Here is a 25421-nt window from a genome sequence, read left to right on the forward strand (position 1 = left end):
ACACGTTCCAAAGAACGGTCAGAGATCCGGCGAGTCACACCCCACCGTGCGCATGAGAACCAACCTGCCAGCTGATAGCCAGACCAGCTAGTGACCATTACAGAGATCCGGTGACCCGGTCTCGAGATCGGCTCGCGAGGTCACTTCGACAGGCTCAGTACATCGCTCGACAAGCTCGACCAACGAACGTCTACTGCAACGCCGACGTCAGCCGCGCGAGACTGTCACCGATCTTCCCGGCGACCGAGCGCTGCTCCCAGGCAACGGGGTCAAGTTGCCTGCTGTTGGCCCGGTAGCTGTCCTCGACCACACGCATCCGGTCGACGAAGTCGCGACCGTGCACGAGCACCGAGACCTCCATGTTGAGGCTGAACGAGCGGATGTCCATATTGCTGGACCCGACGACCGCGACGTCATCGTCGACGGTGAAATGCTTCGAGTGCAGCACGGTCGGGGCTCGGTAGAGGTAGATCTTCACCCCGGCATCGAGCAAGGCCTGATAGTAGGAGCGCTGCGCGTGGTACACCAACGCCTGGTCGCCGATCTCCGAGACGAACAGTTCGACGTCCACCCCGCGGTTCGCCGCGGTCACGATCGCGAGAAGCGTCGATTCCTCGGGCACGAAGTAGGGGCTGGTGATGCTGACCCGGGTTTTCGCATTGTGGATCATCATCGCGTAGAGCTTGAGGTTGTTGTCGTTGTCGAAGCTGGGGCCGCTCGGCAACACCTGCGCGTCGAGCAGTGCGGGATTGTCGCCCAGCACGACCGGGCTGGTGTCGAGCGGCAGGAGCACGCCCGATTCGCTGTACCAGTCGGTGACGAAGACGGCGTCGAGCTCCCGCACGACCGGCCCTTCGACCCGCACCATCAGCTCATGCCAGTGCAGCCCGCGGGCGATGTTCTTCTTCTTCAGATAGGTCGAGTCGATGAGGTTCTGCGAGCCGGTGAACCCGGCTCGGCCGTCGACGACGACGAGCTTGCGGTGATTGCGCAGGTCGGGTCGTTGCCACTGCCCGCGGAGCGGTCGCAACGGAAGCATCGCGTACCACTCGATTCCGGCATCCGCCAGAAACTTCTGGGTCTCTTTTCGGTTGGGATACATCAAGCCGGACAGGTGGTCGGAGAGCACCCGCACGGTGACGCCGCGGGCTGCGGCCCGGGCGAGGGCGTCGAAGAAACCGGCGGTGGAAGCGTCGCGCACGAGCACATAGAACTCGACGTGCACGAAACGGGTCGCGCCGTCGATCTCGCGACTCATCGCGTCGAAGGAGCCCTGGTAGTCGTCGATGAGCTCTGCGGTGTTGCCGCCGAGCATCGGGAGCGCGCCGAGCTTCTGATTCAGGCGCACCGCGGAGCGCAGCCAGTCGGGCCAGTCGTCGCCGTGGCTGACCAGTTCGAGCCCGCGGGTGCGGGCCATCATCAGCTCGTTCACCTCACGCTGTTTATCGCGGCGGTGTTTGGGCAGCTTGTTCAGCCCGATCAGCAGGAAGACGGCTGCGCCGACGAAGGGAATGAAGACGATGGCGAGGATCCAGGCGATGGCGGTCGACGGCCGTCGGTTCGCTGAGATGAAGACTGCCGCGACGAAGATGATGACAACGTGCAGCGCGAGCAGGAGGTAAGTGACGAGATCGAAAGTGTCGTTCATGCGTTAGAACGGCCAGATGAATGGCACGAGAAACACGGCGACGAGCAGGAACAGGGCCATCAGCGGCAGTCCCAGTTTCCAGTAGTCGCCGAAACGATAGCCGCCCGGCCCCATCACCATGGTGTTCGCCGGGGTGGCCACCGGGGTGAGGAAGGATGCGGCGCCTGCCACAGCAACGGCCATCAGCAGCGGCATCAGCGAGATCCCGGTCTCCACCGAGATGGCGACCGCGATCGGCGCCACGATGAGGGCGGTGGCCATGTTGCTGATCAGCTGGCCGAGCACCAGGGTCACTCCGGCGATGCCGAGAATGAGGAGATACGGGCTCGACTCACCGACCAGGTCGACCAACCCGTTGGCGAGGAGGTCGGCCAAACCGCTCGACTGGATGGCCGTAGAGAGCGGGATCATGCCGCCGACGAGCAGCAGGGTGGTCCAGGAGATCGAACGGTGCGCCTGCTGCACGCTCAGCACCCGCAGCAGCACCATCGCGCAGGCGGCGAGCAGCGCGGCAACGGCGGGCGGCACGAGCCCGGTTGCGAGAAGAATGACCATTCCGGCGAGCACGACGAGGGCCGACTTGGCGCGAGGGCCCATCGGAACCGCCTGTCGACGCACGGTCTGAGGCGCGTCGATCACCACGACGTTGGGGTCTGTCGTGTTCACGTCGAGGGCATCCCAGGGGCCGCGGAGAAGCAGAACATCACCCTCGGCGAGCTCTGTTTCGCCGAGGTCTTCGCCTGAACGCTGGATGGCGACGATCACCAGGTCACCGCTCGCGGTGACCATGCCGGGAAACGCCCGGTCGCCGACGAACTCGGAACGCGGAGGGATGACGACCTCGGTCAGACCGTAGCGCTTGCTGATGAGGTCCTCGGGCGGAAGCGAGTACTGGTGGGCGAGCACGCGAGCGTGATCGCTCAGGTCGCGGGGCATGAAGTCGGCGCTGCGCTTCGGAAGCAGTTTCGGGCCGAGGAACACAACGATGAGCATCGTGCCGAGAACGAGCGGAATGCCGACCAGCCCGAACTCGAAGAAGCCGATCGGCCGCGCACCGGCGTTGACGGCGAGTTCTGAGACGAGCACGTTGACCGGGGTGCCCGTCATCACCAACAGGGATCCGGCATGGGCTCCGAACGCAAGGGGCATCAGCAGTTGTGACGGCGACTGCGAGGTGCGGATCGCCATCACGACGACCATCGGCAGCAGTGCGGCGACGGCGCCGTTGACGCTGATCAAGGCGGCGACGATCGCGACGAGGATCATGATGAAGGTGATGATGCGGCGTCGGCTGGTGCCGGCCTTATCGATGAGTTGGGAGCCGGCCCAGGTCGTCACGCCCGTGGCGTCCAGGCCCTCACTGACGACGAAGAGTGCGGCGATGAAGACGACGACCGGGTCGCCGAATCCGGCAAGCGCCTGTTCGAAGGACAAGACGCCGGTGGCGTAGAGCACCAGTGCGACGCCGATGGCGACCACGCCGACGGGGAGCTTGTTCCACACGAAAACGACCACCGCCACCAGAAGCACAGTCAGGGTAATCACGATGTCGTTCACAGCCCCTGAGGCTACACGCTCCCAGAGTCTTGCCCGGCGCCTGGGCCCGTGTCGAGCGGATCAGGAGATACTGCCTTCGTTGGTCGAGCTTGTCGAGACCCGGTGAGCCGACCTCGCGACCGGATCACGTGATCTCGACAGGCTCGATCACCGGTCGCTCGATCACCGGTTCGTTTCGACGCCGATCAACTGCGCGACTCGGTACTCGACGAGTTCGCCCATCACCAGACCGGTCGAGGTGCGTTTGACGCCGTCGATGGCCAGGATGCGTCCGGCAATGCGATAGAGGTCGTCGGCGTCGCGCGCGACCACGTGAACGAGCAGGTCGGCCACCCCGGAGAGGCCGTGCACCTGCAGCACCTCTGGCACGTCGGCGAGGGTGGATGCGACGGTGCCGAGCTTCCGTTGCTTCACCGTGGTGACGATGAAGGCGCGCAACGGATAGCCGAGGAAGGCCGGGTCGATCCGCCGCTCGAAGGAGCGCAGCGCCTTCTCGGCGGAGTACCGGGCCAGGCGGGCACGCACGGTGTTGCGGGCGAGCCCGGTCGACTCGGAGATCGCGAGGTTCGTGGCATCGGGATTCGCGACGAGCGCTTTGAGCAGGGCCGCATCGATCGAGTCGGCGGTACGCGAAGTCTCCATTGTGCTCACCATTCTCGGGTCCCTCATGGCCCCATCTGACCATTATGCGCAGTTTGGTGCGCGTGTATTGCGCAACCCGGCCGCTGCTGTTCAGATATCTGCAAGCACTGCATAAATTGCCGACCGATTTAGAAACCCTGTCGCGGCAGCGTGCCGAGCGTCCTTCTTCACAAGAGAGGCATCGCAGAGCTGCGGAACACGACCAGTCGTTCCCGCGCTGCGGCACGCATCCCCTCTCGCGCGAAGGACACTCATGTTTGATTCACTCTCGGTAACCCCGTCCGCCGCGGACGCCCTGGCCTCCCACGTCGCGCAGTCGACCGCCACCCCGGCATCCGCCGACCTCGTCGTGACGCTTCGCGAGATCGAACAGCGCGTGCTCTGGCTCGCCACCTCGATCGTGCACCACGCCAACCGGGTGCGCCCGAACAGCTCGGGAGTGAAGGTCGGCGGCCACCAGGCGTCGAGCGCGTCGCTGGCGACGATCATGACCTCGCTCTGGTTCGAGCAGTTGCGTGCCGATGATCGCGTCTCGGTCAAGCCGCACGCCTCCCCCGTGCTGCATGCGATCAACTACCTGCTCGGCACGCTCGACGAGAAATACCTCACGACCCTGCGCGAGTTCGGCGGGCTGCAGAGCTACCCGAGCCGATCGAAGGATCCCGACCCGGCCGACTACTCGACGGGTTCCGTCGGCATCGGGGCCACCGCTCCGCTCTGGGGCGCGATGTCGCGTCGCTACACCGAGACGCTGACCGGGGTGCCGAGCCGGGGGCGTCAGTATTCGCTGCTCGGCGATGCGGAGCTCGACGAGGGCGCCATCTGGGAGGCCGTGCTCGACTCGGCCGTGCAGGACCTCGGCGAGGTCGTCTGGATTGTCGACCTCAACCGCCAGTCGCTCGACCGCGTCGTGCCGAATATCGCCGCCGGCAAGATCGAGAAGCTTTTCGACGCGGCGGGCTGGCAGGTCATCACCGTGCGGTTCGGTCGATTGCTCGAAAGCTTGATGAACCGGGCGGGCGGCGACGCCCTGCGCCGCCGGATCGTCGACATGCAGAACCCCGAATACCAGCGCCTGCTGCGCTGTAACGCCGACGAGCTGCGCTTGCGCCTCCCCGGGGTCGGCGACGACGGCCAGTTGATCGCAGCCCTTATTGCCGAGGTCGACGACGCCACGCTGCTCGCCGCCATCCGCAACCTCGGCGGCCACGATCTCGACGCCCTCCGCGCCGCGTACGCCGAGATCGACGACACCCGGCCGACGGTCATCTTGGCCTACACGGTGAAGGGCCACGGCCTGCCCATCGAAGGCCACCCGCAGAACCACTCGTCGCTCCTGACAATCGAGCAGTACGAGCAGCTCGCCGCGTCGATGGGCGAGCGGGCAGATGCCCCCTGGTCGCGGTTCGACATCGGCACGAACGCCGGCCAGGTGTGCAGTGCTGCCGCGGCTCGTCTCACCCGCGCGGCCGTTCCGGTGGCGACCCCGCCCGCTGTTCCGAGCGACCTCGGCCACACCCCGACCGGCACCGGAACCACACAGGCTGCGCTCGGCCGCGCACTGCTCGACCTCACCCGGGTGGCACCGGATGCCGCGCGTCGCGTCGTCACGGTCAGCCCCGATGTCAGCTCGAGCACCAACCTCGCCGGCTGGATCAACAAGGTCGGCGTCTGGTCGACCGAGGAGCGCCACGACTGGTTCGACGACGACGCCGAGACGATCATGCACTGGCGGCAGCGGCCATCCGGTCAGCACATCGAGCTCGGCATCGCCGAGGTCAACCTCGTCGGCCTGATCAGTGAACTCGGTTCGACCTGGAGTCGCTGGGGCGAAACCCTGTTCCCGATCGGCACGATCTACGACCCCTTCGTCGAACGCGCGCTGGAACCCTGGTCGTTCGGCATGTACGCGGGCGGGCAGTCGATCCTGGTCGGCACGCCGTCGGGCGTCACCCTCGCCTCAGAGGGCGGAGCGCACCAGTCGATCAAGACCCCGTCAATCGGTCTCGAGCAGCCGGAGTGCATCAGCTACGAGCCGGCGTTCGTCGTTGACACGGAATGGGCCCTGCTCGCTTCGATGGGTCAGCTCGGCCGCCCGGGCGGCAAGTCGGCCTACCTCCGCTTGTCCACCCGTCCGGTGGACCAGAAACTGGCGCAGATTCCCGCCGATCCGGCCGCGCGCGAACGACGCCGTCGGCAGGTCGTCGCCGGGGCCTACGTGCTGCGTGCCATCGAATCGCCGGAACTGTCGATCGTGACGATGGGTGCGATGGTGCCGGAGGCGCTGGCTGCGGCCGAACGTCTGACCGGCCAGGGAGTGCGCGTCGAGGTGATCTGTGTCACGAGCCCCGGCCTGCTGTTCGAGGCCGTGCAGGCTCGGCAGGGTCAAGGGGATGCGCCGTCATGGATTCTCGACCAGGTCTTCCCCAGTGAGCGCGCCGTGCCCATGGTGACGGTGCTCGACGGGCATCCGCACACACTGTCGTTCCTCAGCGGCATCAACCGGGTGGCCAGCCGCAACCTCGGCGTCTCCCGTTTCGGCCAGGCGGGCGATCTGGAGTCGGTCTACCGCTACCACGGCATCGACGCCGACGCCATCGTGCGGGCGGCGCTCGACGTGCGGTCTTAGCCACACAGGTCCTTCATCGTCGAACTGTGAGTTTGACCCACCTCAACTCACAGTTCGGCGAGGTACGACGGGGCATGATCACCGCGTGCGCGAGCTGACGCTCTGCGAATGCGTGATGAAGTGGTGCCCCCGCTGGGGTTCGAACCCAGACTGTGACGATTTTAAGTCGTCTGCCTCTGCCAATTGGGCTACGGGGGCGCGCCCAAGAGTCTCGGACGCTTCAAGCGTAGATGCGGATGCTGCAGCGGGCTGCAGCATCCGCGGGGTGTTACTTCGCGGCGACGGCCTCTGCAGTCTTCGCCGAGTCGGCAGCAGCCTTCGACGCAGGAGCCTTCGACGCGGCAGCCTTCGGAGCAGCCTTCGGAGCAGCCTTCTTCGCGGCAGCCTTCGGCTCAGCGGCAGTGGTCTCCGTGCCCGTGACGGCCGTCTTGCGCGGCGCACGCGGTGCACGCGGCGCCTTCGCCGGAGCAGCAATCTCAGCGGCCGGAGCCGGCGCCGGAGCCGGAGCGGCTACAGCCGGCGGCTTCGGGCGTGAGGCGAACTCTTCGAAGACAGCGCGCGGGGTCTCCAGCGCGGCGATCGACACGATGTCGCGACCGAGGAACAGGTCGCCAATCCAGTCGCCGACAACGCGGAACTTGCGCTCCCAGCTCGGCATGGCGAGGCCGTGGTAGCCACGGTGTGCAACCCAGGCGAAGAAGCCCTTGATGGCGAAGTTTCCCGACTGGAACACACCGGTGCCCACGCCGAGGCCGGCGACGGCGCCCATGTTCTTGTGGAAGTAATCCTTCGGACCCTCGCCACGCAGCACGGCGACGATGTTCTTCGCGAGCAGCTTGCCCTGGCGCACAGCGTGCTGAGCGTTCGGTACGCAGTTGCCGCCCACTCCGCCACCGCTGAGGTCGGGAACAGCCGTGATGTCGCCGGCGCCCCAGGCGTCGACGACGATGTCGTCTTCGGTGCCCACGCGCAGGTCGGCGCGAACACGGAGACGTCCGCGCTCTTCGATCGGAAGGTCGGTGTTGCGCACGATCGTCGGGTTCGCCATGACGCCGGCGGTCCAGACGATCAGGTCGGTGTCGAAGGTCTCACCGGTCGACAGCTCGATCTTGCCGTCGACAGCGCTCGTGAGCTGCGTGTCGAGGTGGATCGTCGCGCCGCGCTGGTCGAGGTTCTTGATGACCCACTTACTGGTCTCGAGCGACACCTCGGGCATAATGCGACCCATGGCCTCGATGAGGTGGAAGTGAGTCTCTTCGAAGGTGATCTGCGGGTAGTTCTTCAGCAGGCTGCTGGCGAACGAACGCAGCTCGGCGAAGACCTCGATGCCGGCGAAGCCGCCGCCGACGACCACGAAGGTGAGCAGACGGGTGCGCTCGGGGCCGGCCGGAAGCTGGGAGGCCTTGTCGAAGTTGGTCAGAACGCGGTCGCGGATGGCGACGGCTTCTTCAATCGTCTTGAGGCCGATGGCCTGGTCGGCGACACCCGGGATCGGGAACGTGCGCGACACGGCACCGGCGGTGACAACGACGATGTCGTATTTGAACTCGTACGGCTCACCGGTCGGCGGCGTGATCGTTGCCGTCTTCTCGGCGTGGTTCACATTCGTGACCTTGGCCGTGATGATGTTGGTCTTCTTGAGGTGGCGACGGTGTGCGACGACAGCGTGGCGAGCCTCGATCGAGGCTGCAGCAACCTCGGGAAGGAACGGCTGGTAGGTCATGTACGGAAGTGGGTCAACAACGGTGACCTCTGCTTCTCCGGACCGCAACCACTTCTCAAGCTTCCAGGCGGTGTAGAAACCGGCGTAGCCACCACCGACGATGAGAATTTTGGGCACGATGAAAAGGCCTCCTACATGATTACGGATACGCGAGATTCTACGACTTGCGCCGAATTCGCTTGAAATACCGTGCGACCCCAATGGCGAACAGCATCACTAGGATACCAAACCCTGCAAGCACGGCGAGCGGCACCGTCACATAGGTCAGTGTGAGTGGATTCGGCAGCCAGGCAGCCGACAGATCGGGGCCGGGCGGCACCGGGTCGGCGATGGCCGGAATCGGCGTTTCGAGGCTCGGGTCCGGCTCCGGCTCGGCCACCGAATTGACTCTGCGGTGCAGATGAATCCAGGCCTTGAGCAGTTCGGTCGGCGTTTCCGACGTGGAATCCGGCACCTTCGCGGTCACCGCCGCGGCAGCGTTGATCAGGCCGTTTCCGTAGATCGGGCTCGGCACTTCGTGCCCGTTCGCGTTGGCGGTCGCGATCACCCGGTCCATCACGCCGGCCGCATCCAGCTTCGGATAGGCCGCCCGCACAAGGGCGACGAGTCCGGTGACGATGGGCGCAGCCGCACTCGTGCCGTCCCACTGAACATGGCCGCCACCCGGCACCACTCCGACCAGCTTCTCACTCGGAGCGGCGACGGAGATCGTGATGCCCTGCGACGAGGCGTCAAAACTTGCCTTCTTGGTGCGGTCGACACCGGCCACCGTGAGTACGCCCGGAATTGTCGCGGGGGCGCCGACTTCCGTCGTGCCACTCCCCCGGTTTCCGGCCGCGGCGACGACGACCACATCGTGTTCAAAGGCGTAGAGAAATGCGTCGTCCCAGCTTTCCGGCCAGTCGAGCGTGTTGCGGGTGAGCGACATGTTGATCACGCTGGCGCCGTTGTCGACAGCCCAGCGGATGGCCTCGGCGATTTGGTCGTCGTTGCTCACGGGTGAGGAGGTGGCCCCGAACGCGACGGACACGGCCAAAATCGAGGCCTCAGGGGCCACACCGATCACGCCGGCACCGGGCCCGGTGCCGCGTCCGGCGAGGAGCGACGACACCAGGGTGCCGTGCTCACTTCCTTCACCGACGGGAGTCTGACCATTGGACGAGCCGATGCCGGAGACATCCGTGCCACCGACGACCACCCCGGCGAGCTCGGGCACGCTGGCATCGACACCGGTGTCGATGACGGCGATGGTGACGCCCTTGCCCTTGGTGGTCTTCCACGCCTGGGTGAAGCCGTAGTCGTTCAGCCAGTACTGCAGGTCGCGCACCTGGTCGGCGTGGGCGGGGTGCGCGTCGACGACGACGCTGCCCATGGCCAGCACAGAAGCCAGTCCCAGGGTCAGCGCCGCGCCGAGTCGGCGCCCCGGCCGTCTCATGCGGTCGTGGTGTCCGTGGCGGAGGCGTTCGATGCGTCGTCGCCGGCGCTGTAGTCAATGCAGACACAGACGGCGGGGCTCCAGGCGGCCCGGGCGAGCGCGAGGTCGCCGATCGGGTTGACACCGGGGCCGGCGGCCAAGGCGTGCCCGGCCAGCGCGTGCAGGCACTTCACCCGCTCCGGCATGCCACCCGAGGAGATTCCGGCGATTTCCGGCACGTCACCGAGCAGGGCGCGGTCGGCGAGAAAGCTCTCGTGGGCGCGAGCGTACGCCGCACGCACCTCTTCGTCGTCGGCGAGAAGCTGGTTGTACTCGTTCATCACCTGGTTCGCTTCGAGAAACGAGATCGCTGCGGTGGCACCGGGGTGGCAGAGGTAGTAGGTGGTCGGGAACGGCGTGCCGTCGGCGAGACGGGGCGCGGTGGCGACGACGGTCGGAGCTCCGCAGACGCAACGCGCGGCAATGCCGACGACGTCGCGGGCCTGGCGGCCGAGCTGCGCGGAAACGGTGTCGATGTCCTGCGCGGTGAAGGGCTCGAAGGGGGGACGGCTCATTTGGGTGAAGGTTCCTCTGGGGCGAGACCGGCGGTCATGACTGAGGCGAAAACCGACGCCAGCCAGTCGACATCCGTGTCTTGTATTTCGGCGCTGACCGGAGCGATACCGGGGGTACCGGCTGCGGGCAGCGGAAGGTCGTTGATCACCAGAAAATTGATATCTCCTGGCAGCACATAGGACAACCGGTCGCGTGCCTGGGTGGTGACGAAGGTGCGGTCATTCCAGCGCTCGCGCTCGGTCTTCAGCTGGTCGACCGCCGCCTTCTGTTCGGCGACGGCGGCGCTCAGCCGGTCAATTTCTTGACGCTGCTCAGCGTAGATGCGCAGACTGGGTGCCAGCACAACGACGGCCAGGATCAGGATGGCCATCATGACCAGCGAGAATCCCGACGAACGGATGCCGCGGAGCCAACCGCCCGCCGGCGTCACCGGGTCATCGAGCGCGACGGATTTCTTGTCAGTGCCTCTGCGGGCCATGACACTTCCTTCCGTTGGTTCGCGTGGTGTGCGCACTGTCAGATTCGCTGAGCCGAGCTGACGCTGGTACCGATAAAAAAACGGGGCTTTCGAAGCGCGGATGCGATCCGCGCTTCGAAAGCCCCGACAGAACTAGGCCTTGAAACGCGGGAAAGCGGAGCGGCCTGCGTAGACCGCTGCCTCACCCAGCTCTTCTTCGATCCTCAGCAACTGATTGTACTTAGCGACACGCTCGCTGCGGGCAGGCGCACCGGTCTTGATCTGACCGGCGTCCGTGGCGACGGCGAGGTCGGCGATGGTGGTGTCTTCGGTCTCACCGGAGCGGTGCGACAGGATGGCCGTGTAGCCGGCGCGCTGCGCGAGAGCGACAGCATCCAGCGTCTCGGTCAGGGTGCCGATCTGGTTGACCTTGATCAGGATGGAGTTGCCGGCCTTGAGCTCGAGGCCCTTGGCCAGGCGCACGGGGTTGGTCACGAACAGGTCGTCGCCGACGATCTGCACCTTGTCGCCGATTTCGGCGGTGAGGTGAACGTAGCCGTCCCAGTCCTCTTCTTCCAGCGGGTCTTCGATCGAGACCAGCGGGTATGCGTCGACCAGTTCGCCGTAGTACGCGACGAGCTCCTGCGCGGTGAGCGCCTTGCCTTCGAAGTGGTACGCGCCATCCTTGTAGAACTCGGTGGCGGCACAGTCCAGGGCCAGAGCGATGTCCTTGCCGGGTACGTAGCCGGCGATCTGAATGGCTTCGACGATGAGGTCGAGTGCCGCACGGTTGCTCGGCAGGTTCGGAGCGAATCCGCCCTCGTCGCCGAGGCCGGTGGAGAGGCCCTTCGACTGCAGCAGGCCCTTGAGGGCGTGGTAGGTCTCGACGCCCCAACGGAGCGCTTCGCTGTAGGTCTCTGCACCGAGCGGAACGATCATGAACTCCTGGATGTCCACATCGTTGTCGGCGTGCGAGCCACCGTTGATGATGTTCATCAGCGGAACCGGCAGGGTGTGTGCGTTCGGGCCACCGAGGTAGCGGAACAGCGGCAGGCCGCTGGACTTGGCCGAGGCCTTGGCGACGGCCAGGCTGACGCCGAGGATGGCGTTGGCGCCGACGCGCTCCTTGTTGGTCGTGCCGTCGGTTTCCATCAGAACGGCGTCGACGATGCGCTGGTCGGTCGAGTCGAGGTCTTCGACGGCCGGGCCGAGCTCGTCGAGAACGGCGTCGACGGCCTTGAGCACGCCCTTGCCGAGGTAACGCGACTTGTCGCCATCGCGCAGTTCGTACGCTTCGAAGGCACCGGTTGACGCACCGGAGGGAACGGCGGCGCGGCTGACCGTGCCATCTTCAAGCAAAACCTCGACCTCAACAGTCGGATTGCCTCGGGAGTCAAGAATTTCGCGAGCTACTACAGCCTCAATGAGAGCCACAACTATCTCCTGTGTTTGGTGCGGATAATTTGGAGAAAACGACGGTGTATTCCGCGTTCAGTCTAGAAGACCCGGGCGGGCCTCACGAAAGCTAACTGCCGAGCGGCTTGAATTCCAGCGACCGAGCGATGCCGGCCGCGTCGAACCCGTCGCCGGCTGCTTCAACGGATGCGTCGCTCGCGGCAGCCGCGGCGGGCAGGAACGCGAAGCTTCCGAACCCGTCGGTCTCCGCGCGGGCCAGCAGCGCCTTGATGTTCTTGGTGCGCTGCGTCAGCCGCACCCTCTTGCCCTGGCCCACGAGCGCGAGCTTGACGGCCACGAGCTGTGCCGGATCGGCGTCGGCGTCGTGCAGCAGAACGACCGAGTTTTCGGCCGCAGCGGCATCCGCTTCAAGCAGGTCGACGATGCGCTCGAATCCGATCGAAAAGCCGCAGGCGGGAACGTCGGTGCCGAGGAATCGACCGATCATGCCGTCGTAGCGTCCGCCGCCGCCGAGCGAGTAGCTCAGGTCGGGGTGTGAGATTTCGAAAATGGTGCCGGTGTAGTACCCCATGCCGCGCACCAGGGTGGGGTCGAAGACCAGCTCGACCTCGGGCAGTGCGGCGCGGAGCGCCAGCAGATCGGCGTAAGCGGACGCGTCGAGCCAGGTCGGCGCCTGCTCCGGGCTCGTGGTGAGATCCCAGCCGGCCGAAGCGATGGAGCCAAGCACGTCGGCGATGCCGTCGGTTTCGATGCCGAGGCCGCCGAGCTCGGTGACGACGCCGTCGACACCGATCTTGTCGAGCTTGTCGATGGTGATCAGGGCGCGTTCGGTCAGGTCGGCGCCGATCCCCCAGGTGCCGAGCAGGGTGCTCAGGATGCGGCGGTCGTTGATGCGGATCGAGCAGCCGGTGAGTCCGAGCGCGTCGAGCGCTGCCGAGGTGGCGCTGATCAGCTCGATCTCGGCGAGCGCACTGGCCTCGCCGATCACGTCGATGTCGCACTGCATGAACTGGCGGTAGCGCCCCTTCTGCGGGCGTTCCGCGCGCCAGACCGGCGCGATCTGGATCGAACGGAACACGGTGGGCAGGTTCGCCCGGTGCGTGGCGTAAAACCTCGCCAACGGAACCGTCAGGTCGAAGCGGAGGCCCAGGTCGGCCAGAGACAGCAGGTCACCGCTTTCGGCGGCGGCTGCGACATCCGCTTCACTCAGGCCACGCTTCATCACGGCGAAGGCGAGCTTCTCGTTGTCGCCGCCGAGGCCGGAGTGCAGGCGAGCCGAGTCCTCCATCACCGGGGTCTCGATCTCGTCGAACCCATGTGCGGCGAAGCTCGAGCGGATCACGCCGAGGGCGTGCTCCCGAGTTGACTTTTCGTGGGGAAGAAAATCGCGCATGCCGCGGGGCGGGGTCACAGAAGCTGCCATGCCTCAATTCTGTCAGGTCGGCCGCGCCCTCTCGGCCAGGCTCTGTCAGGTCGGCCGCGCCCTCTCGGCCAGGCGCCGCACACAGAGTCGGCCCCGATGCGCGCCGGGTGACCGGGCGCATCGGGGCCGCTGTGAGCACGAAGGGGCTAGATCGCCCCGCCGGCAGCCGACGGCGCGTCGGAGTCGACACCGGAGTCGCCGACGGTTTCGCGGGCCACGAAGTTCTCAATGTCGAAGAGGTTCTCCCCGGCACGCTGGGCGATGGTCAGCAGGGTCGACATCGAGGCGACCTCCTCGACCTGCTCCTTGAGGAACCAGAGCATGGCCTGCTCGCCGAGCGCGTCGCCATCCGCACGGGCTGCGCGAAACAGCGCCTCGATCTGGGAAGTGACCTGCTTCTCCTGAGCCAGCGCCAGGGCGATCGGCTCGACGATGTTGGCGAAGTCGTTGACCACGGCGGGGATGCCCGGAATCTCGACGCCCAGGTCGCGGTCGATGCGGTACTGCACGAGCATCATCGCGTGGTTGCGCTCTTCGATCGACTGGCGATAGAAATGCGCGGCAAGCTGCGGCATGTCGTGGTTATCGAACCAGACGGCGATGGCGATGTACTGCTGCGACGCAGCAAACTCGTTGCCGATTTGACTGGACAGAAGCGCGTTGAAAGAAGTCTCACTCATGCTCTGACGCTATCGTTCCCCGGGCGACGGCGCGAGGGTGGACAGGCTATCCAAACTCAGTCGAGCGTGCCGAACAGCCCCTGGCCGTGATCTTCCAACGCGTCAAACGCCTCGCCGTAGGTCTCGGGAACCTTGGCTCCCGGTGTGCCGTAGCGGGCGACCAGCATCCCGAGCAGCCCGGTGGCCGGCGAGCTGAGCGGGCGGTCGCGGTCTTCGTCTTTCGGGTGCGGCACCGCCTCGGGGTTCGGCGGCGTGTACTGCGGGTGCGTGTCAGGCCAGTCGGATGCCGGGCGCGGCTTCGTCAGGTTCACCACGCTGAAGAGGTCGTTGGCTCCGGCATCGCGAGCGGTCAGCGGCGCCAGGCCGTGCAGGCGACTGAGCGTGCGGGTGACCGAGGCATGATGCATCTCGTCGTTGATCACCGTGCCCGCCTTGGTGTACGCCGAAATAGCGATGGCCGGGACGCGCAGCCCCAGCCGGTCGAAGGTGAAGCCCATCTCCCCCGGCTCGGCCGCATCGGTCGGCGGCACCGCACGCGGAGGGCGCACGTGGTCGAAGGTGCCGCCGTGTTCGTCGAACGTGACGAGAAAGAGGGTGTTGTTGGCATTCGACCCCGTCGCGGAGGCGCTGGTGCGAATCGACGAGTAAATGTCGTGCAGCAACGCCTCACCGGCGCGCACGTCCGACAACGCCCCGTTGAAGATGTCGACCCCGTCGACATCCGATCCCTCGAGCCGGCCGATCGGCGGATGCATGTCGTTGTGATTGAAGGTCATGCGCGGCTCGATGAAGGCGTAGGCCGGGAGGTTTCCGTTCTTCGCGTCGAGGTAGTACTGCTCCATAGTGCGAAAGTTCGTCTTCCAGTACTTCTCCAGCACCGGCGCGTGCAGAAAACCAGTGAACGAGATCAGCTGAGCTTCGTCGTAGTAGACCCGCCAGCTGAGCCCGGCCTCTTCCAGCCGGTTGAAGATTGTCGGGGCCGGGTCGGCGTCGAACCATTTCTGGTAGCCGCCGTCACCCAGGTTCGTGACAAACCCATGCGAGGTGCTCGCATGAAAGAACGAGCGATTGCAGAATGTCTGCGACGGAACCGCACAGAACCAGGAGTCGAAGACCGTGAAATTGCGGGCCAGCGTCGAGGTGACCGGGAGCATCTGCGGCGAGAATCCGCCCATCGCCACCGCGAGCTGCTCCGGTGTCGGCGACGCGCTCTTGTTCAGCCGACGGAAGTTGATGTCATAGTCACGCACAAACCCCGAGTTCTTCGCCGTCTGGGTGGCCGCCGGGGCGTTGTACGGCGCCTTCCAACCTCTGGCCGCCAGATCGGCATTCGAGGCGGGGTCGACGACGTCGAAGAGCTGGGTGTTGACGTGCGGGTATTCTTCGCCCGGGTCGGGGTTCGGCTGGCTCATGATCGAGTCGGTGCTGCCGGTGTAGACATGGGCGTCGATGACGGTGCCGTCCGGCGCAACGTTTCGATAGTTGCCCATCGCCAGGCCGTCGAACTTCTGCCCGGCCGGAACCGTGTCGGCGGTGTACAGCCAGCCCAACAGGTTGTCGAATGAGCGGTTCTCGAACATCAACACGACGACGTGGTCGAAGCCGGGTTCATGCCGCGGATCAAGGGGCGCCGAGCGCTCGTCGGCCTCGACGCTGGCCGCGCCAATCGACGCCCCGACGACTCCCCCGGTCGCGCCGCCGACCGCAAACCCGGCAGCGGCGATGCCGGCGCCCTTCAGAAATGAGCGGCGGGAGGGCTTTTCGGCGGGGGTGTCACTCGGAGACATAGGTCATCTTTGCATCGGTGTACCGATTACCCCGGCATCGAACGGGTCGCCGCCAGCCGAAGACTCCGCCTCGGCGCCGCGAATCTCGTCCTGCAGGTCGCGTACCGCCGTGCGCAACGCACGTTCGGCATCCAGCCCCTGCGACCTGGCCGCTGCGACGATCGCCAGCAGCAGCGGGCCCAGCTCGTCTTCGCTGCCGAGAGCCATCGAGGGCTCGGCCTCCACCTCGATCAGGCCGATCTTCTCCGCCCGGCCCAGCACCTTGTCGGCGAGCGCGAGTGCCGGCATCCCCTGCGGAATCCCGTCGAGCACACTCGTGCGGTGCGGCTTCTCCTGCGCCTTGAAGTCGTCCCAGGCCGCGACGACGTCGTCGGCGGTGTCGAGCGTGAGATCGCCGAAGACGTGGGGGTGCCGGCCGACCATCTTCTGGTTCATCGCCGCGGCGACATCCTGAATGTCGAAGTCTTCACCGCTCGTGTGGGCGGCGATGTCGGCGTGGAAGAGCACCTGGTAGAGCACGTCGCCGAGTTCTTCGAGCACCTCGTCGCGGTTGCCTGACTCGATCGCCTCGATGAGTTCGTGGCTCTCCTCGGTCAGATACTGCACGAGCGAGGCGTGGGTCTGGTCGGCGTCCCAGGGGCAGCCACCGGGGGCGCGCAGCTTCGCCACCGTCTTGATCAGGGTGTCGAGTTCGCTCGGCGTCGATGCCGTCGGCTCTTCGTTCGGCACGGATGCGGCGGAAGCGGCGGCGGTCGGCGCGGATGGCGCGGATGGCACGGCCGGCGCGGCCGAACCGGCGGCTGAGAACAAGGGGTTGGTCACGAGAGCTCCTCTGGGTTGGTTCTATCGTAGGCATGTCGACCGGCTTCGAATCGGGGTTTTGCTAGGCTGGGCGTGGTGAGCCGGGAAGTCTGGTCGGCGGACGAAGCAATTCGTTCATTACTCTTCGACCACCCCCGACGGGGCAGGCAGGATTCCCATGAAAATCATCCGCTCTGAGCGCTACGCCGCCGGACTTCTTCTCGCCGCGGCCGCTATCGGCCTCATTCTGGCGAACACCCCGATCGGGCCGGCCCTGATCAACGCGCTCGGCGCCCACATTGACATGCCACTTCTTGGCCTCGATCTCTCGACCAAGCACTGGATCAGCGACGGCCTGCTCGCGATCTTCTTCTTCCTCGTCGCCGTCGAGCTGAAACGTGAACTCGTCATCGGCGATCTGAACAGCTTCAGCAAGGCCGCTCTGCCCGCATTGGCTGCCATGGGCGGAGTGATCATTCCGGCCGGCGTCTACCTGCTCATCACGAGCGGCAGCGGGCTCAGCGCCGGCTGGCCGGTGCCGACCGCCACGGACATCGCCTTCGCTCTCGGCGTGCTCGCCGTCTTCGGCCGCGGCATCCCGACCCGTGTGCGCGTTTTCTTGCTGGCCCTCGCCGTGCTCGACGACCTGGTCGCGATTCTGATCATCGCCTTCTTCTTCACCCAGGACCCCCAGTTGCAGTTCATCGGGTACGCCGCCATCGCCGCCACCGCGTTCGGGCTGGTCAGCCGGATGTTGAAGCCCCGGTCAGCGTGGGTGCTCTCGCGTCGCCCGGCCTGGCCGCTCGTCATCGTGCTCGTCATCCTCGGCGTGCTCACCTGGTACTTCACGCTGCGCTCCGGTGTGCACGCCACCATCGCCGGCGTCATCCTCGGGCTCGTGATGGCCCGGGTTCCGGCCGGGCGAGCACATCACATCCTCGAGCCTTTCTCGAACGGCTTCGTTCTCCCGTTGTTCGCACTCACCGCCGCGATGGTGGCAATTCCGCAGGTGTCGATCAGTGAACTGAGCCCGGCATTTTGGGGCATCCTGGTCGCGCTGCCGGTGGGCAAGCTGCTGGGCATCACCCTGGCCGGCGGGCTCGGCATCCTGATCGCCCGGGACCGGTCGGTGCTGAAACTCCCCGACATCATGATGGTGGCCTGCCTCGGCGGGATCGGATTCACTGTGTCGCTGCTGATGAGTGAATTGGCCTTCGCCAGACTGCACGAGGTCGCGGATGAGGGAACCCTCGCCGTGTTGCTCGGCTCCGGAATCTCGATCGTCGCCGCGGCCGTCTTCGTGACTCTGCGTGCGAAGCATTACCGCAAGATCTCGCATCACCACGAGGCGGCGACTGCGGAGTAATCATTCTCGGTGGTTGAGGAGCGCCCGACGGAGTCGGCCGCGTCTCGAAACCGCGTGAGCCGATCCTTGAACCGTGGTTGGGTTTGAAGATCGACTCACCGGGTTTCGAGACGGCCCTGGCGGGCCTCCTCAACCACCGAAACGTTCTAGCGCGGGCTCGAGCCGATGGCGACGATGACAACGCCGATGACGATCAGCACGGGAATCGTCATGATCGCGATTCCCCCCGGGTGACCGAGGTTGACCGTCCAGCCGACCCCGAACCGCTTCGGCACCCAGAGGGCCGGATCGTTGCGGTTCAGGTAGATCATGCCGCCCTTCCAATAGCGGTCGTCGTCGGGGGTATCGGCGCGCTGGGTGGAACCTGCTGCTTCGGATGCCGAGGCACCCACGCCTGAGGCGGCTGACGCTCCTGTTCCCACCGTGACCGCGACCCGGCGCACGATTCTGCGCTGACGCACCAGGAAGACGCCGATCAGCAGGAAGATCAGCACCGGGGCCAGAATCGCGATTGCGAGATTCACCGCCTCGTTGCGCGGCGTAAACCAGCTCTGCAGACTGATCGCCCCAAAGATCGCGGCGAGCACGAGGGTGAGCTGGCCGACGAGCTGCTGCATGAGATCCTGCATCGCGAGCTGCTGCTCTGCGCTGTAGTCGGCGACCCGTCGCAGCGGGATCCGGCTCGTCAGCCGGGCGATGCTGAATAGAAACACAATCATTACCAGCCCGATCAGCAACGGACCGAAGACCGACCAGACCGACTTCGGGGCGAAACCGTCGGCCTCACCGGCGGCGTTCCAGTGGGTCGTCAGAGTCGTCGGCAGCGAGTCGTAGAGTGACACGCCGACCGCGGCGACCACGGCAAGCAGCAGGGTGGCCGCGATGTACCAGCCGATCGGGGTGGACGCGCGCATCGGGGTGCCCGTGATCGTTCCGCTCAGGCGCACCGGGACATCCTGGTACCAGTGCTCAGCGGTCTTGGCCCGCTGGATGCTTCGGCGGCACACGACGTAGGCGCCGATCGAGAGCACGAGCTGCAGCAGCACCGGCACGATGACCGCGGCGACCACGGACACACCGGCCAACAGAAGAGTCGCGACGGCGCTCACAGCGAAGGCGAGGCCGACGCCCCACCGATAGCGCTTCACCGCGTCGAGCACGACCGGCTCACCGATGCGCTGCTGCGGGATGCTGACCCCGAGCGGCAGGGTCGCTCGCGTGATCGACGGCATGAGGAGCATCATCACTGCGACGAACGCCATGATGACAAGCGAAAGGATGACAGCGAACCAACTCATGCGATTTCAGGACTTTCCGTGTGTGGTGAGTGAGGCGAGGTGTTGCGCCGCGCGGCGAACGCGTGAACAATTTGCTCGGTGCGCGCCAGAATCTCGGTGTCGGTGACGCCTTGTACGACCGCTTCGGCGAGGAGCGTCGACAGCCGGGCCGACCAGTCGTCGACGAAGTTCGGTGTGGCCACCGCGTCGCCAGGGCCGCGTGCGATCACCGAACCCGACTTGTGGTTGGTGCGGATCAGGCCTTCCTGACGCAGCGCGTCGTAGGCCTTGCTCACCGTTTGCACGTTGATTCCGAATTCGAGAGCGAGCTGGCGCACCGAGGCGAGCTGCTCCCCCGGCACGAGCACGCCGGAGGCGATCGCCTCGACCGCCCGGTCTCTGATCTGCTGATAAATCGGGACTTGTGACTGCGGATCGATTTCAATCTGCATGATTGCCCCTCCAATCTGTTCCGTCTGTACCACTATAGACAACACAGATGGATGGGGCAAGCCCCGGCGCCTACGCGGGCGTCGAGACCGATGCCTGCACGGGCGCTGGCGGGAAGATCGCCGTCAGCAACGTGCCGGCCCAGTTGATCAGCTCGGAGTCCGCGAGCGGCTCGCCGTTCACCCGCGGCATCGGCACCGTGAGCGAGCCGTTCTGGGTGAAGTAACGCGAGCCGGGGTACATCCGCTGCAGGCGCACCTGCAGAGAATCGGCCAGGTCGGCCGGCCCGACGCGCAGGTTCGAGCCCATCGCGACAACCTCGCCGAGACCGGCCTGCTGGGCTTGGCGGCGCAGTCGGGACACGGCGATCAGGTTCTGCACCGGGGCCGGCGGCTCGCCGTAGCGGTCGGTGAGCTCCTCGAGCACGAGATCGATCTGACCGTCGACAGCGCTGGCCGAGCTCGCGCCCGACAGCTTCTGGTAGGCCTCGAGCCGCAACCGCTCGCTGTCGACATAGTCGTCGGGAATGTGCGCGTCGACCGGAAGTTCCAGTCGCAGCTCAGTTTGACCTTCGGCCACATCGCCGCGGAACGTGCTCACGGCCTCGCCGATCATCCGCAGGTAGAGGTCGAAGCCGACACCCGCGATGTGCCCAGCCTGCTCGCCGCCGAGCAGGTTTCCGGCACCACGAATCTCGAGGTCCTTCAACGCCACCTGCATGCCGGCGCCGAGCTCGTTGTTGGCCGCGATCGTCGCCAGCCGGTCGTGCGCGGTCTCTGACAGCGGCTTGTTCTCGTCGTACAAGAAGTAGGCGTAGGCGCGTTCCCGGCCACGACCGACCCGACCGCGCAGCTGGTGCAGCTGGCTCAGGCCGAATTTGTCGGCCCGGTCGATGATGATGGTGTTCGCGTTGGCGATGTCGAGGCCGGTCTCGATGATCGTGGTCGACACGAGCACGTCGAACTTGCGCTCCCAGAAGTCGACGACGATCTGTTCGAGCTGCGCCTCCGGAAGTTGGCCGTGCGCGACGGCGATGCGGGCTTCCGGCACGAGCTCGGCAAGCTGCGCGGCCACCCGGTTGATGCTCGACACCCGGTTGTGCACGAAGAAGATCTGGCCCTCGCGCAGCAGCTCGCGGCGGATCGCCGCGGCAACCTGCCGTTCGGAATACGGACCGACGAAGGTGAGAATCGGGTGCCGGTCCTCCGGCGGGGTGGCCAGGGTCGACATCTCACGGATGCCGGTGACCGCCATCTCAAGCGTGCGCGGGATCGGTGTCGCGCTCATCGCGAGGATGTCGACGTTGGTCTTCAGCTTCTTCAGCTGGTCTTTGTGCTCGACGCCGAACCGCTGTTCCTCGTCGATGATGACCAGGCCGAGGTCTTTGAAGATGATCGATTCGGAGAGCAGGCGGTGGGTGCCGATCACGATGTCGACGGTGCCGTCGAGCAGGCCGGCGATCGTCTCGCGCGACTCCTTCTCGGTCTGGAAGCGCGAAAGGGCGCGCAGGTGGATCGGGAAACCGGCGAACCGCTCCTGAAAGGTCTCGAGGTGCTGGTTCACCAGCAGCGTCGTCGGCACCAGCATGGCGACCTGCTTGCCATCCTGAATTGCCTTGAACGCGGCACGCACGGCGACCTCGGTCTTGCCGAAGCCGACATCGCCGGAGATCAGGCGATCCATCGGGATCGGCCGCTCCATGTCGGCCTTGACCTCCTCGATCGTGGTCAGCTGGTCGGGCGTCTCGGCGAACGGGAACGCCTCTTCGAGCTCGCGCTGCCACGGGGTGTCCGGCCCGAAGGCGTGACCCTTGCTGGCCATCCGTGCCGAGTAGAGCTTGACCAGTTCGACGGCGATGTCGCGCACGGCCTTGCGGGCCTTGGTCTTGGCGGCCGACCAGTCGCTGCCGCCCATCTTGCTCAGCGTCGGCGCCTCGCCGCCCACGTAGCGGCTGACCAGGTCGAGCTGATCGGTGGGCACGAAGAGCTTGTCGCCCGGCTGGCCGCGCTTCGACGGCGCGTATTCCAGCACGAGATATTCGCGCTTGGTCTTGACCGGGTTGCGCCCGCCGCTCGAAACTTCGCGTTGGGTCAGTTCGATGAACCGGCCGATGCCGTGCGTCTGGTGCACGACGTGATCGCCGGTCTTCAGCTGGAGCGGGTCGACGACGTTCTTGCGGCGGCTCGCGAGCTTCTTGATCTGACGCGCGTCGTAGCCGACGGTGCGGCCGTAGAACTCGGACTCGCTGACCAGCGTGAGCTTGGTTTCCGGAATCTCGAAACCGTGGTCGATGGATGCTTTGAGCAGGTAGGCGATGCCGGGTTCCGGCTCCGCCGGAAACTCGGTGACGATCCGGGCCGGCAGTTCGAACTCGGCCAGAACGTCGGCGGCGCGTTCGACGAGACCGGCGCCCTGCGCGACGATGCCGACGGTCCAGCCGTCTTTCAGGCGGGTGGCGAGATGACCGACGGCTCCCTCGACGCTGCCCTGGAAACTGGGCACGGCATCCGCTTCGATGCGCACGGTGAGCAGGTCGTCGATCTCGCGATGCTCGGGCAGCACGACCTCGTCGGTCGGGGCGGCCTGGAACGAGCTCAGCGTCCACCAGGGATGGTCGGGCGTCGGCTGGCCCGGAGCCGAGAACTGGACCGAGTCTTTGAGGCGGCCCAGCGTGAGGAAGTCCCCGGACTCGAGGTCGATCGGCGCCTCGGCGCCGGCGGTCGCGGCGTTCCAGGCCGCCGAGAGAAACTCGCGGTTCGTGTCGGCCAGGCTGATTGCCCGGGAGGCGACGCGTTCCGGCGAGATCACCGCGATGGCGGCGCCCTCTGGCAGGTAATGGGTGATCGGAACGAGTCGGTCGACGAGCGCGGGGGCAAGACTCTCCATGCCGTCGACGGGGATGCCCTCGGCGATCTTGGCGAGCATCCCGGCCAGGCTCGGAAACTCGTGCTGCATCTCGCGGGCGCGCTGACGCACGGCCGGGCTGAGCAGGAGTTCACGGCTCGGCGGCAGGCTGACCGATTCGATCGGTTCGGGCAGCGAGCGCTGGTCCGCGACTGAGAATGCACGAATCTGCTCGACCTCGTCGCCGAAGAACTCGATCCGGTACGGGTGCGCCGCGACCGGCGGGAACACGTCGAGGATGCCGCCGCGCACGGCAAACTCACCGCGGCGGGTGACCATGTCAACGCGTGAATAAGCCACATCGACCAGGTGCAGGCTGATCGCGGAGAGGTCGTTGCCGCGCCCTCCCGCGGTCAACTCGATGGGCTCGAAGTCGGTGAGATTGTCGGCGACGGGCTGCAGTGCGGCGCGCACCGAGGCGACGATGACGAGCGGATGGCGCGTCTCGGCTGGCAGCTCCTGCCACTCGCGCATCCGTCGCAGAGCGTGTAGGCGCTTGCCGACGATCTCGGCGCTCGGGCTCAGGCGTTCGTGCGGCAGCGTCTCCCAGGCGGGAAAGTCGATGATCTCGGCGGAATCCGCGCCGGCACCCACCGTGAAGCAGCCGAGGTTCTCACGCAATGACTCCGACTCGCGCCCGGTCGCGGTGATGATGAGCAGCGCTTCGGCCTTGCCGAGTTCGCGGCGGCGTCCGAGCAGTGCGGCGAGAAGAGGGGCTCGTAACCCTTCGGTGAGCGAAAAGTCGGCGTCTCTGGCAGCGAAGCCGAGGGACTTTTCGAACGTGGAGGCGCGAGAAAGCGCTGCGATTAAGCCCTGGAGGATCACCGGTCAAGTCTAATCGGGAGCGCACCTGGTCGCCGAGCGATGCCTGCCCCATGGTCGGGACGGCCGAACACCGCTAGAGCACCTTTGACAAGAATGCCTGGGTGCGCTCCTGTTGAGGATTCGAGATCATTTCGCTCGGCTTACCCGACTCGACGATCTGCCCGCCGTCCATGAAATAGAGCGAGTCTCCGACTTCACGGGCGAATCCGATCTCGTGGGTGACAACGACCATCGTCATCCCACTTCGGCCGAGCTCCTTCATCACGTCGAGCACCTCGCCGACCAGCTCCGGGTCGAGTGCGGAGGTTGGTTCGTCGAAGAGCATCAACTTCGGTTCCATCGCCAGAGCGCGTGCGATCGCCACCCGCTGCTGCTGTCCTCCTGAGAGCTGACTCGGGTAGGAACTTGCCTTGTCGGCCAGGCCGACGCGGTCAAGCAGCTCCTTGGCTCGTCTGGAAGCGGAAGCTCCGCCCTCCCCGTGAACAAGCCGAGGCGCACAGGTGATGTTCTCCAACGCTGAGAGATGGGGAAACAGATTGAACCGCTGGAACACCATCCCAATGTCCTGCCGCTGCGCGGCCGCTTCGCTCGGCTTCAGCTCGTAGATCTTGTCTCCGCGCTCTCGGTAGCCGATCAGAGAACCGTCGACAATGATTCGCCCCTGGTCGATTTGTTCGAGGTGGTTCAGGCACCGCAGGAACGTCGATTTTCCCGAGCCGGACGGCCCAATCACGCAGGCCACCTCGCCGGCAGCGATCTGCATCGACACGCCTGTGAGCACCTGATTGCTGCCAAACGACTTGTGCACATCCTCGGCGCTGACCATCGGTCTCACGTTCACGACACTTCCTTCTCACGTCGAATGCCTGCCGCCACAGGGTTAGAGGCGCTGTCTTTCGGCTCCGGTCGCGCGCTGTCGACCTCCTGAGGCGCACTGCGCTGGTCATACCCCCGAGCGAATCGACGCTCGAGAAAGTACTGCCCGACCATCAGCAACGAGGTGAACAGCAGATACCACACCGAGGCGACGAGCAGCAGCGGAATCGGGTTCAGCGTCTCAGCTGAAATGTCGCGGGAGCGGGTGTAGAGGTCGAGGCTGAAGGGCACCGCGGTCACCAGGGACGTGGTCTTGAGCATCGAGATCACCTCGTTGCCGGTCGGCGGGATAATGACGCGCATGGCCTGCGGGATCACGATCTTGCGCATCGTCTTGCCCCAGGTCAGACCGAGCGCCGTCGCGGCCTCGGTCTGACCCTTGTCAACGGAGAGAAGACCCGCACGAACGATTTCCGCCATGTATGCGGCTTCGTTCAGCGCAAGCCCGAACACGGCAATCCAGAACACGCTCACGACATCGATTGTCTCGATCTGCACCCACGGGGTCGCGAACGGCATGCCCACGTCAATGGAGCGGTAGATCGTCGACAACAAGCCCCAGAACACCAGCTGCACATACACCGGAGTTCCGCGAAACAACCAGATGAAAGCTAGTGAGACGGAGCGGAAGATCGGGTTCGGACTCTGCCGCATGATCGCGAGCAGAATTCCCAGTGCCACTGCGAGAACCATCGAGTAGACGGTCAATTGCAGTGTGACTCCCGCGGCCTGCACGATGCGCGGATCGAGGAGGTATGTCGCGAATGCTCCCCAGTCGTACGCGGGCCGCTGACTCGCGTCGATGACGAAGAGCACCAGCCCGAGGATGAGGAACACTGCAACAGTGTTTCGCCACGGATGCTTCAAACGAATCGCCTGGGTGGGACGTGTCCCGCCGAGACCGTTCTCAGTCTGTGCTTCTTCCACAGTTCTCGTTACCGATTTCTCTCGTCACCGATTTCTCGGTCGT

19 protein-coding genes and 1 tRNA gene are annotated in these 25421 nt (G+C 65.7%); 2 read left to right on the forward strand and 18 right to left on the reverse strand.

Annotated elements, in window-relative coordinates; translation table 11 throughout:
• Nucleotides 1-190: 190 nt before the first annotated feature.
• The 3 genes from cls to AB4Y63_RS18940 form a co-directional block, all read right to left on the reverse strand.
• Nucleotides 191-1648 (reverse strand): cardiolipin synthase, encoded by a 1458-nt coding sequence (cls, locus tag AB4Y63_RS18930; RefSeq protein ID WP_441792618.1) that lies wholly within the window; start codon nt 1646-1648, stop codon nt 191-193.
• A 3-nt stretch (nt 1649-1651) separates the two neighbouring features.
• Nucleotides 1652-3205 carry an SLC13 family permease gene (locus AB4Y63_RS18935; protein ID WP_441792619.1) on the reverse strand — a complete coding sequence of 518 codons (1554 nt, stop codon included), beginning with the start codon at nt 3203-3205 and terminating at the stop codon, nt 1652-1654.
• A gap of 162 nt (nt 3206-3367) precedes the next feature.
• Nucleotides 3368-3847: an Lrp/AsnC family transcriptional regulator gene (locus tag AB4Y63_RS18940; protein ID WP_441792620.1), complete on the reverse strand. Its 480-nt coding sequence runs from the start codon at nt 3845-3847 to the stop codon at nt 3368-3370.
• Between the two features lie 253 nt (nt 3848-4100).
• Here AB4Y63_RS18940 and AB4Y63_RS18945 point away from each other — a divergent pair, with 253 nt between their 5' ends.
• Nucleotides 4101-6476 (forward strand): transketolase-like TK C-terminal-containing protein, encoded by a 2376-nt coding sequence (locus AB4Y63_RS18945; RefSeq protein WP_441792621.1) that lies wholly within the window; start codon nt 4101-4103, stop codon nt 6474-6476.
• Between the two features lie 121 nt (nt 6477-6597).
• Here the strand turns inward: AB4Y63_RS18945 and AB4Y63_RS18950 are convergent.
• From AB4Y63_RS18950 to AB4Y63_RS18995, 10 genes are all read right to left on the reverse strand, one after another.
• A tRNA-Leu gene (locus AB4Y63_RS18950) sits at nt 6598-6674 on the reverse strand.
• Nucleotides 6675-6744: 70 nt separating this feature from the next.
• Complete coding sequence (locus tag AB4Y63_RS18955) at nt 6745-8316, reverse strand: NAD(P)/FAD-dependent oxidoreductase (RefSeq protein WP_441792622.1); 1572 nt, start codon at nt 8314-8316, stop codon at nt 6745-6747.
• A 40-nt stretch (nt 8317-8356) separates the two neighbouring features.
• Complete coding sequence (locus tag AB4Y63_RS18960) at nt 8357-9634, reverse strand: S8 family peptidase (protein WP_441792623.1); 1278 nt, start codon at nt 9632-9634, stop codon at nt 8357-8359.
• Nucleotides 9631-10188, reverse strand: coding sequence for a DUF501 domain-containing protein (locus AB4Y63_RS18965; protein ID WP_441792624.1), 558 nt, complete (start codon nt 10186-10188; stop codon nt 9631-9633). The genes AB4Y63_RS18960 and AB4Y63_RS18965 overlap by 4 nt, the downstream gene beginning before the upstream one ends.
• Nucleotides 10185-10667 carry an FtsB family cell division protein gene (locus AB4Y63_RS18970; RefSeq protein ID WP_441792625.1) on the reverse strand — a complete coding sequence of 161 codons (483 nt, stop codon included), beginning with the start codon at nt 10665-10667 and terminating at the stop codon, nt 10185-10187. The genes AB4Y63_RS18965 and AB4Y63_RS18970 overlap by 4 nt, the downstream gene beginning before the upstream one ends.
• Nucleotides 10668-10799: 132 nt before the next feature.
• The gene (gene eno, locus AB4Y63_RS18975; protein ID WP_441792626.1) at nt 10800-12080 is read right to left on the reverse strand and encodes a phosphopyruvate hydratase; all 1281 of its coding nucleotides are present in this window, start codon (nt 12078-12080) and stop codon (nt 10800-10802) included.
• Between the two features lie 91 nt (nt 12081-12171).
• Entirely contained in the window at nt 12172-13485 is a 1314-nt protein-coding gene (hisS, locus tag AB4Y63_RS18980; protein WP_441792627.1) for a histidine--tRNA ligase, read from the reverse strand.
• Between the two features lie 146 nt (nt 13486-13631).
• Nucleotides 13632-14165 carry a ferritin gene (locus tag AB4Y63_RS18985; protein ID WP_441792628.1) on the reverse strand — a complete coding sequence of 178 codons (534 nt, stop codon included), beginning with the start codon at nt 14163-14165 and terminating at the stop codon, nt 13632-13634.
• Between the two features lie 56 nt (nt 14166-14221).
• Nucleotides 14222-15952, reverse strand: a complete 1731-nt coding sequence (locus AB4Y63_RS18990; protein ID WP_441792629.1) for an alkaline phosphatase family protein — start codon at nt 15950-15952, stop codon at nt 14222-14224.
• 3 nt (nt 15953-15955) lie between these two features.
• Nucleotides 15956-16774, reverse strand: coding sequence for a MazG family protein (locus AB4Y63_RS18995; protein ID WP_441792630.1), 819 nt, complete (start codon nt 16772-16774; stop codon nt 15956-15958).
• A 157-nt stretch (nt 16775-16931) separates the two neighbouring features.
• On the opposite strand from AB4Y63_RS18995, the gene AB4Y63_RS19000 reads away from it, so the two are divergent.
• Nucleotides 16932-18119 (forward strand): Na+/H+ antiporter NhaA, encoded by a 1188-nt coding sequence (locus AB4Y63_RS19000; protein ID WP_441792631.1) that lies wholly within the window; start codon nt 16932-16934, stop codon nt 18117-18119.
• 146 nt (nt 18120-18265) lie between these two features.
• Here the strand turns inward: AB4Y63_RS19000 and AB4Y63_RS19005 are convergent, their stop codons facing one another.
• The 5 genes from AB4Y63_RS19005 to AB4Y63_RS19025 all read right to left on the reverse strand — a co-directional run bounded on the left by AB4Y63_RS19005 (nt 18266) and on the right by AB4Y63_RS19025 (nt 25288).
• A complete protein-coding gene (locus AB4Y63_RS19005; RefSeq protein WP_441792632.1) occupies nt 18266-19417 on the reverse strand; it encodes a DUF1648 domain-containing protein in 1152 nt (383 codons plus the stop codon).
• A complete protein-coding gene (locus tag AB4Y63_RS19010; RefSeq protein ID WP_441792633.1) occupies nt 19414-19848 on the reverse strand; it encodes a GntR family transcriptional regulator in 435 nt (144 codons plus the stop codon). Before AB4Y63_RS19010 ends, AB4Y63_RS19005 begins: the two co-directional genes overlap by 4 nt.
• A gap of 70 nt (nt 19849-19918) precedes the next feature.
• Nucleotides 19919-23575 carry a transcription-repair coupling factor gene (mfd, locus tag AB4Y63_RS19015; protein WP_441792634.1) on the reverse strand — a complete coding sequence of 1219 codons (3657 nt, stop codon included), beginning with the start codon at nt 23573-23575 and terminating at the stop codon, nt 19919-19921.
• 73 nt (nt 23576-23648) lie between these two features.
• On the reverse strand, nt 23649-24401 hold the full coding sequence (locus AB4Y63_RS19020) for an amino acid ABC transporter ATP-binding protein (RefSeq protein ID WP_441792648.1): 753 nt from the start codon (nt 24399-24401) through the stop codon (nt 23649-23651).
• 11 nt (nt 24402-24412) lie between these two features.
• Nucleotides 24413-25288, reverse strand: coding sequence for an amino acid ABC transporter permease (locus tag AB4Y63_RS19025; RefSeq protein ID WP_441792635.1), 876 nt, complete (start codon nt 25286-25288; stop codon nt 24413-24415).
• Between the last annotated feature and the right edge of the window lie 133 nt (nt 25289-25421).

Source organism: Leifsonia sp. YAF41 (assembly GCF_052113185.1).
Lineage (GTDB): Bacteria > Actinomycetota > Actinomycetes > Actinomycetales > Microbacteriaceae > Cryobacterium.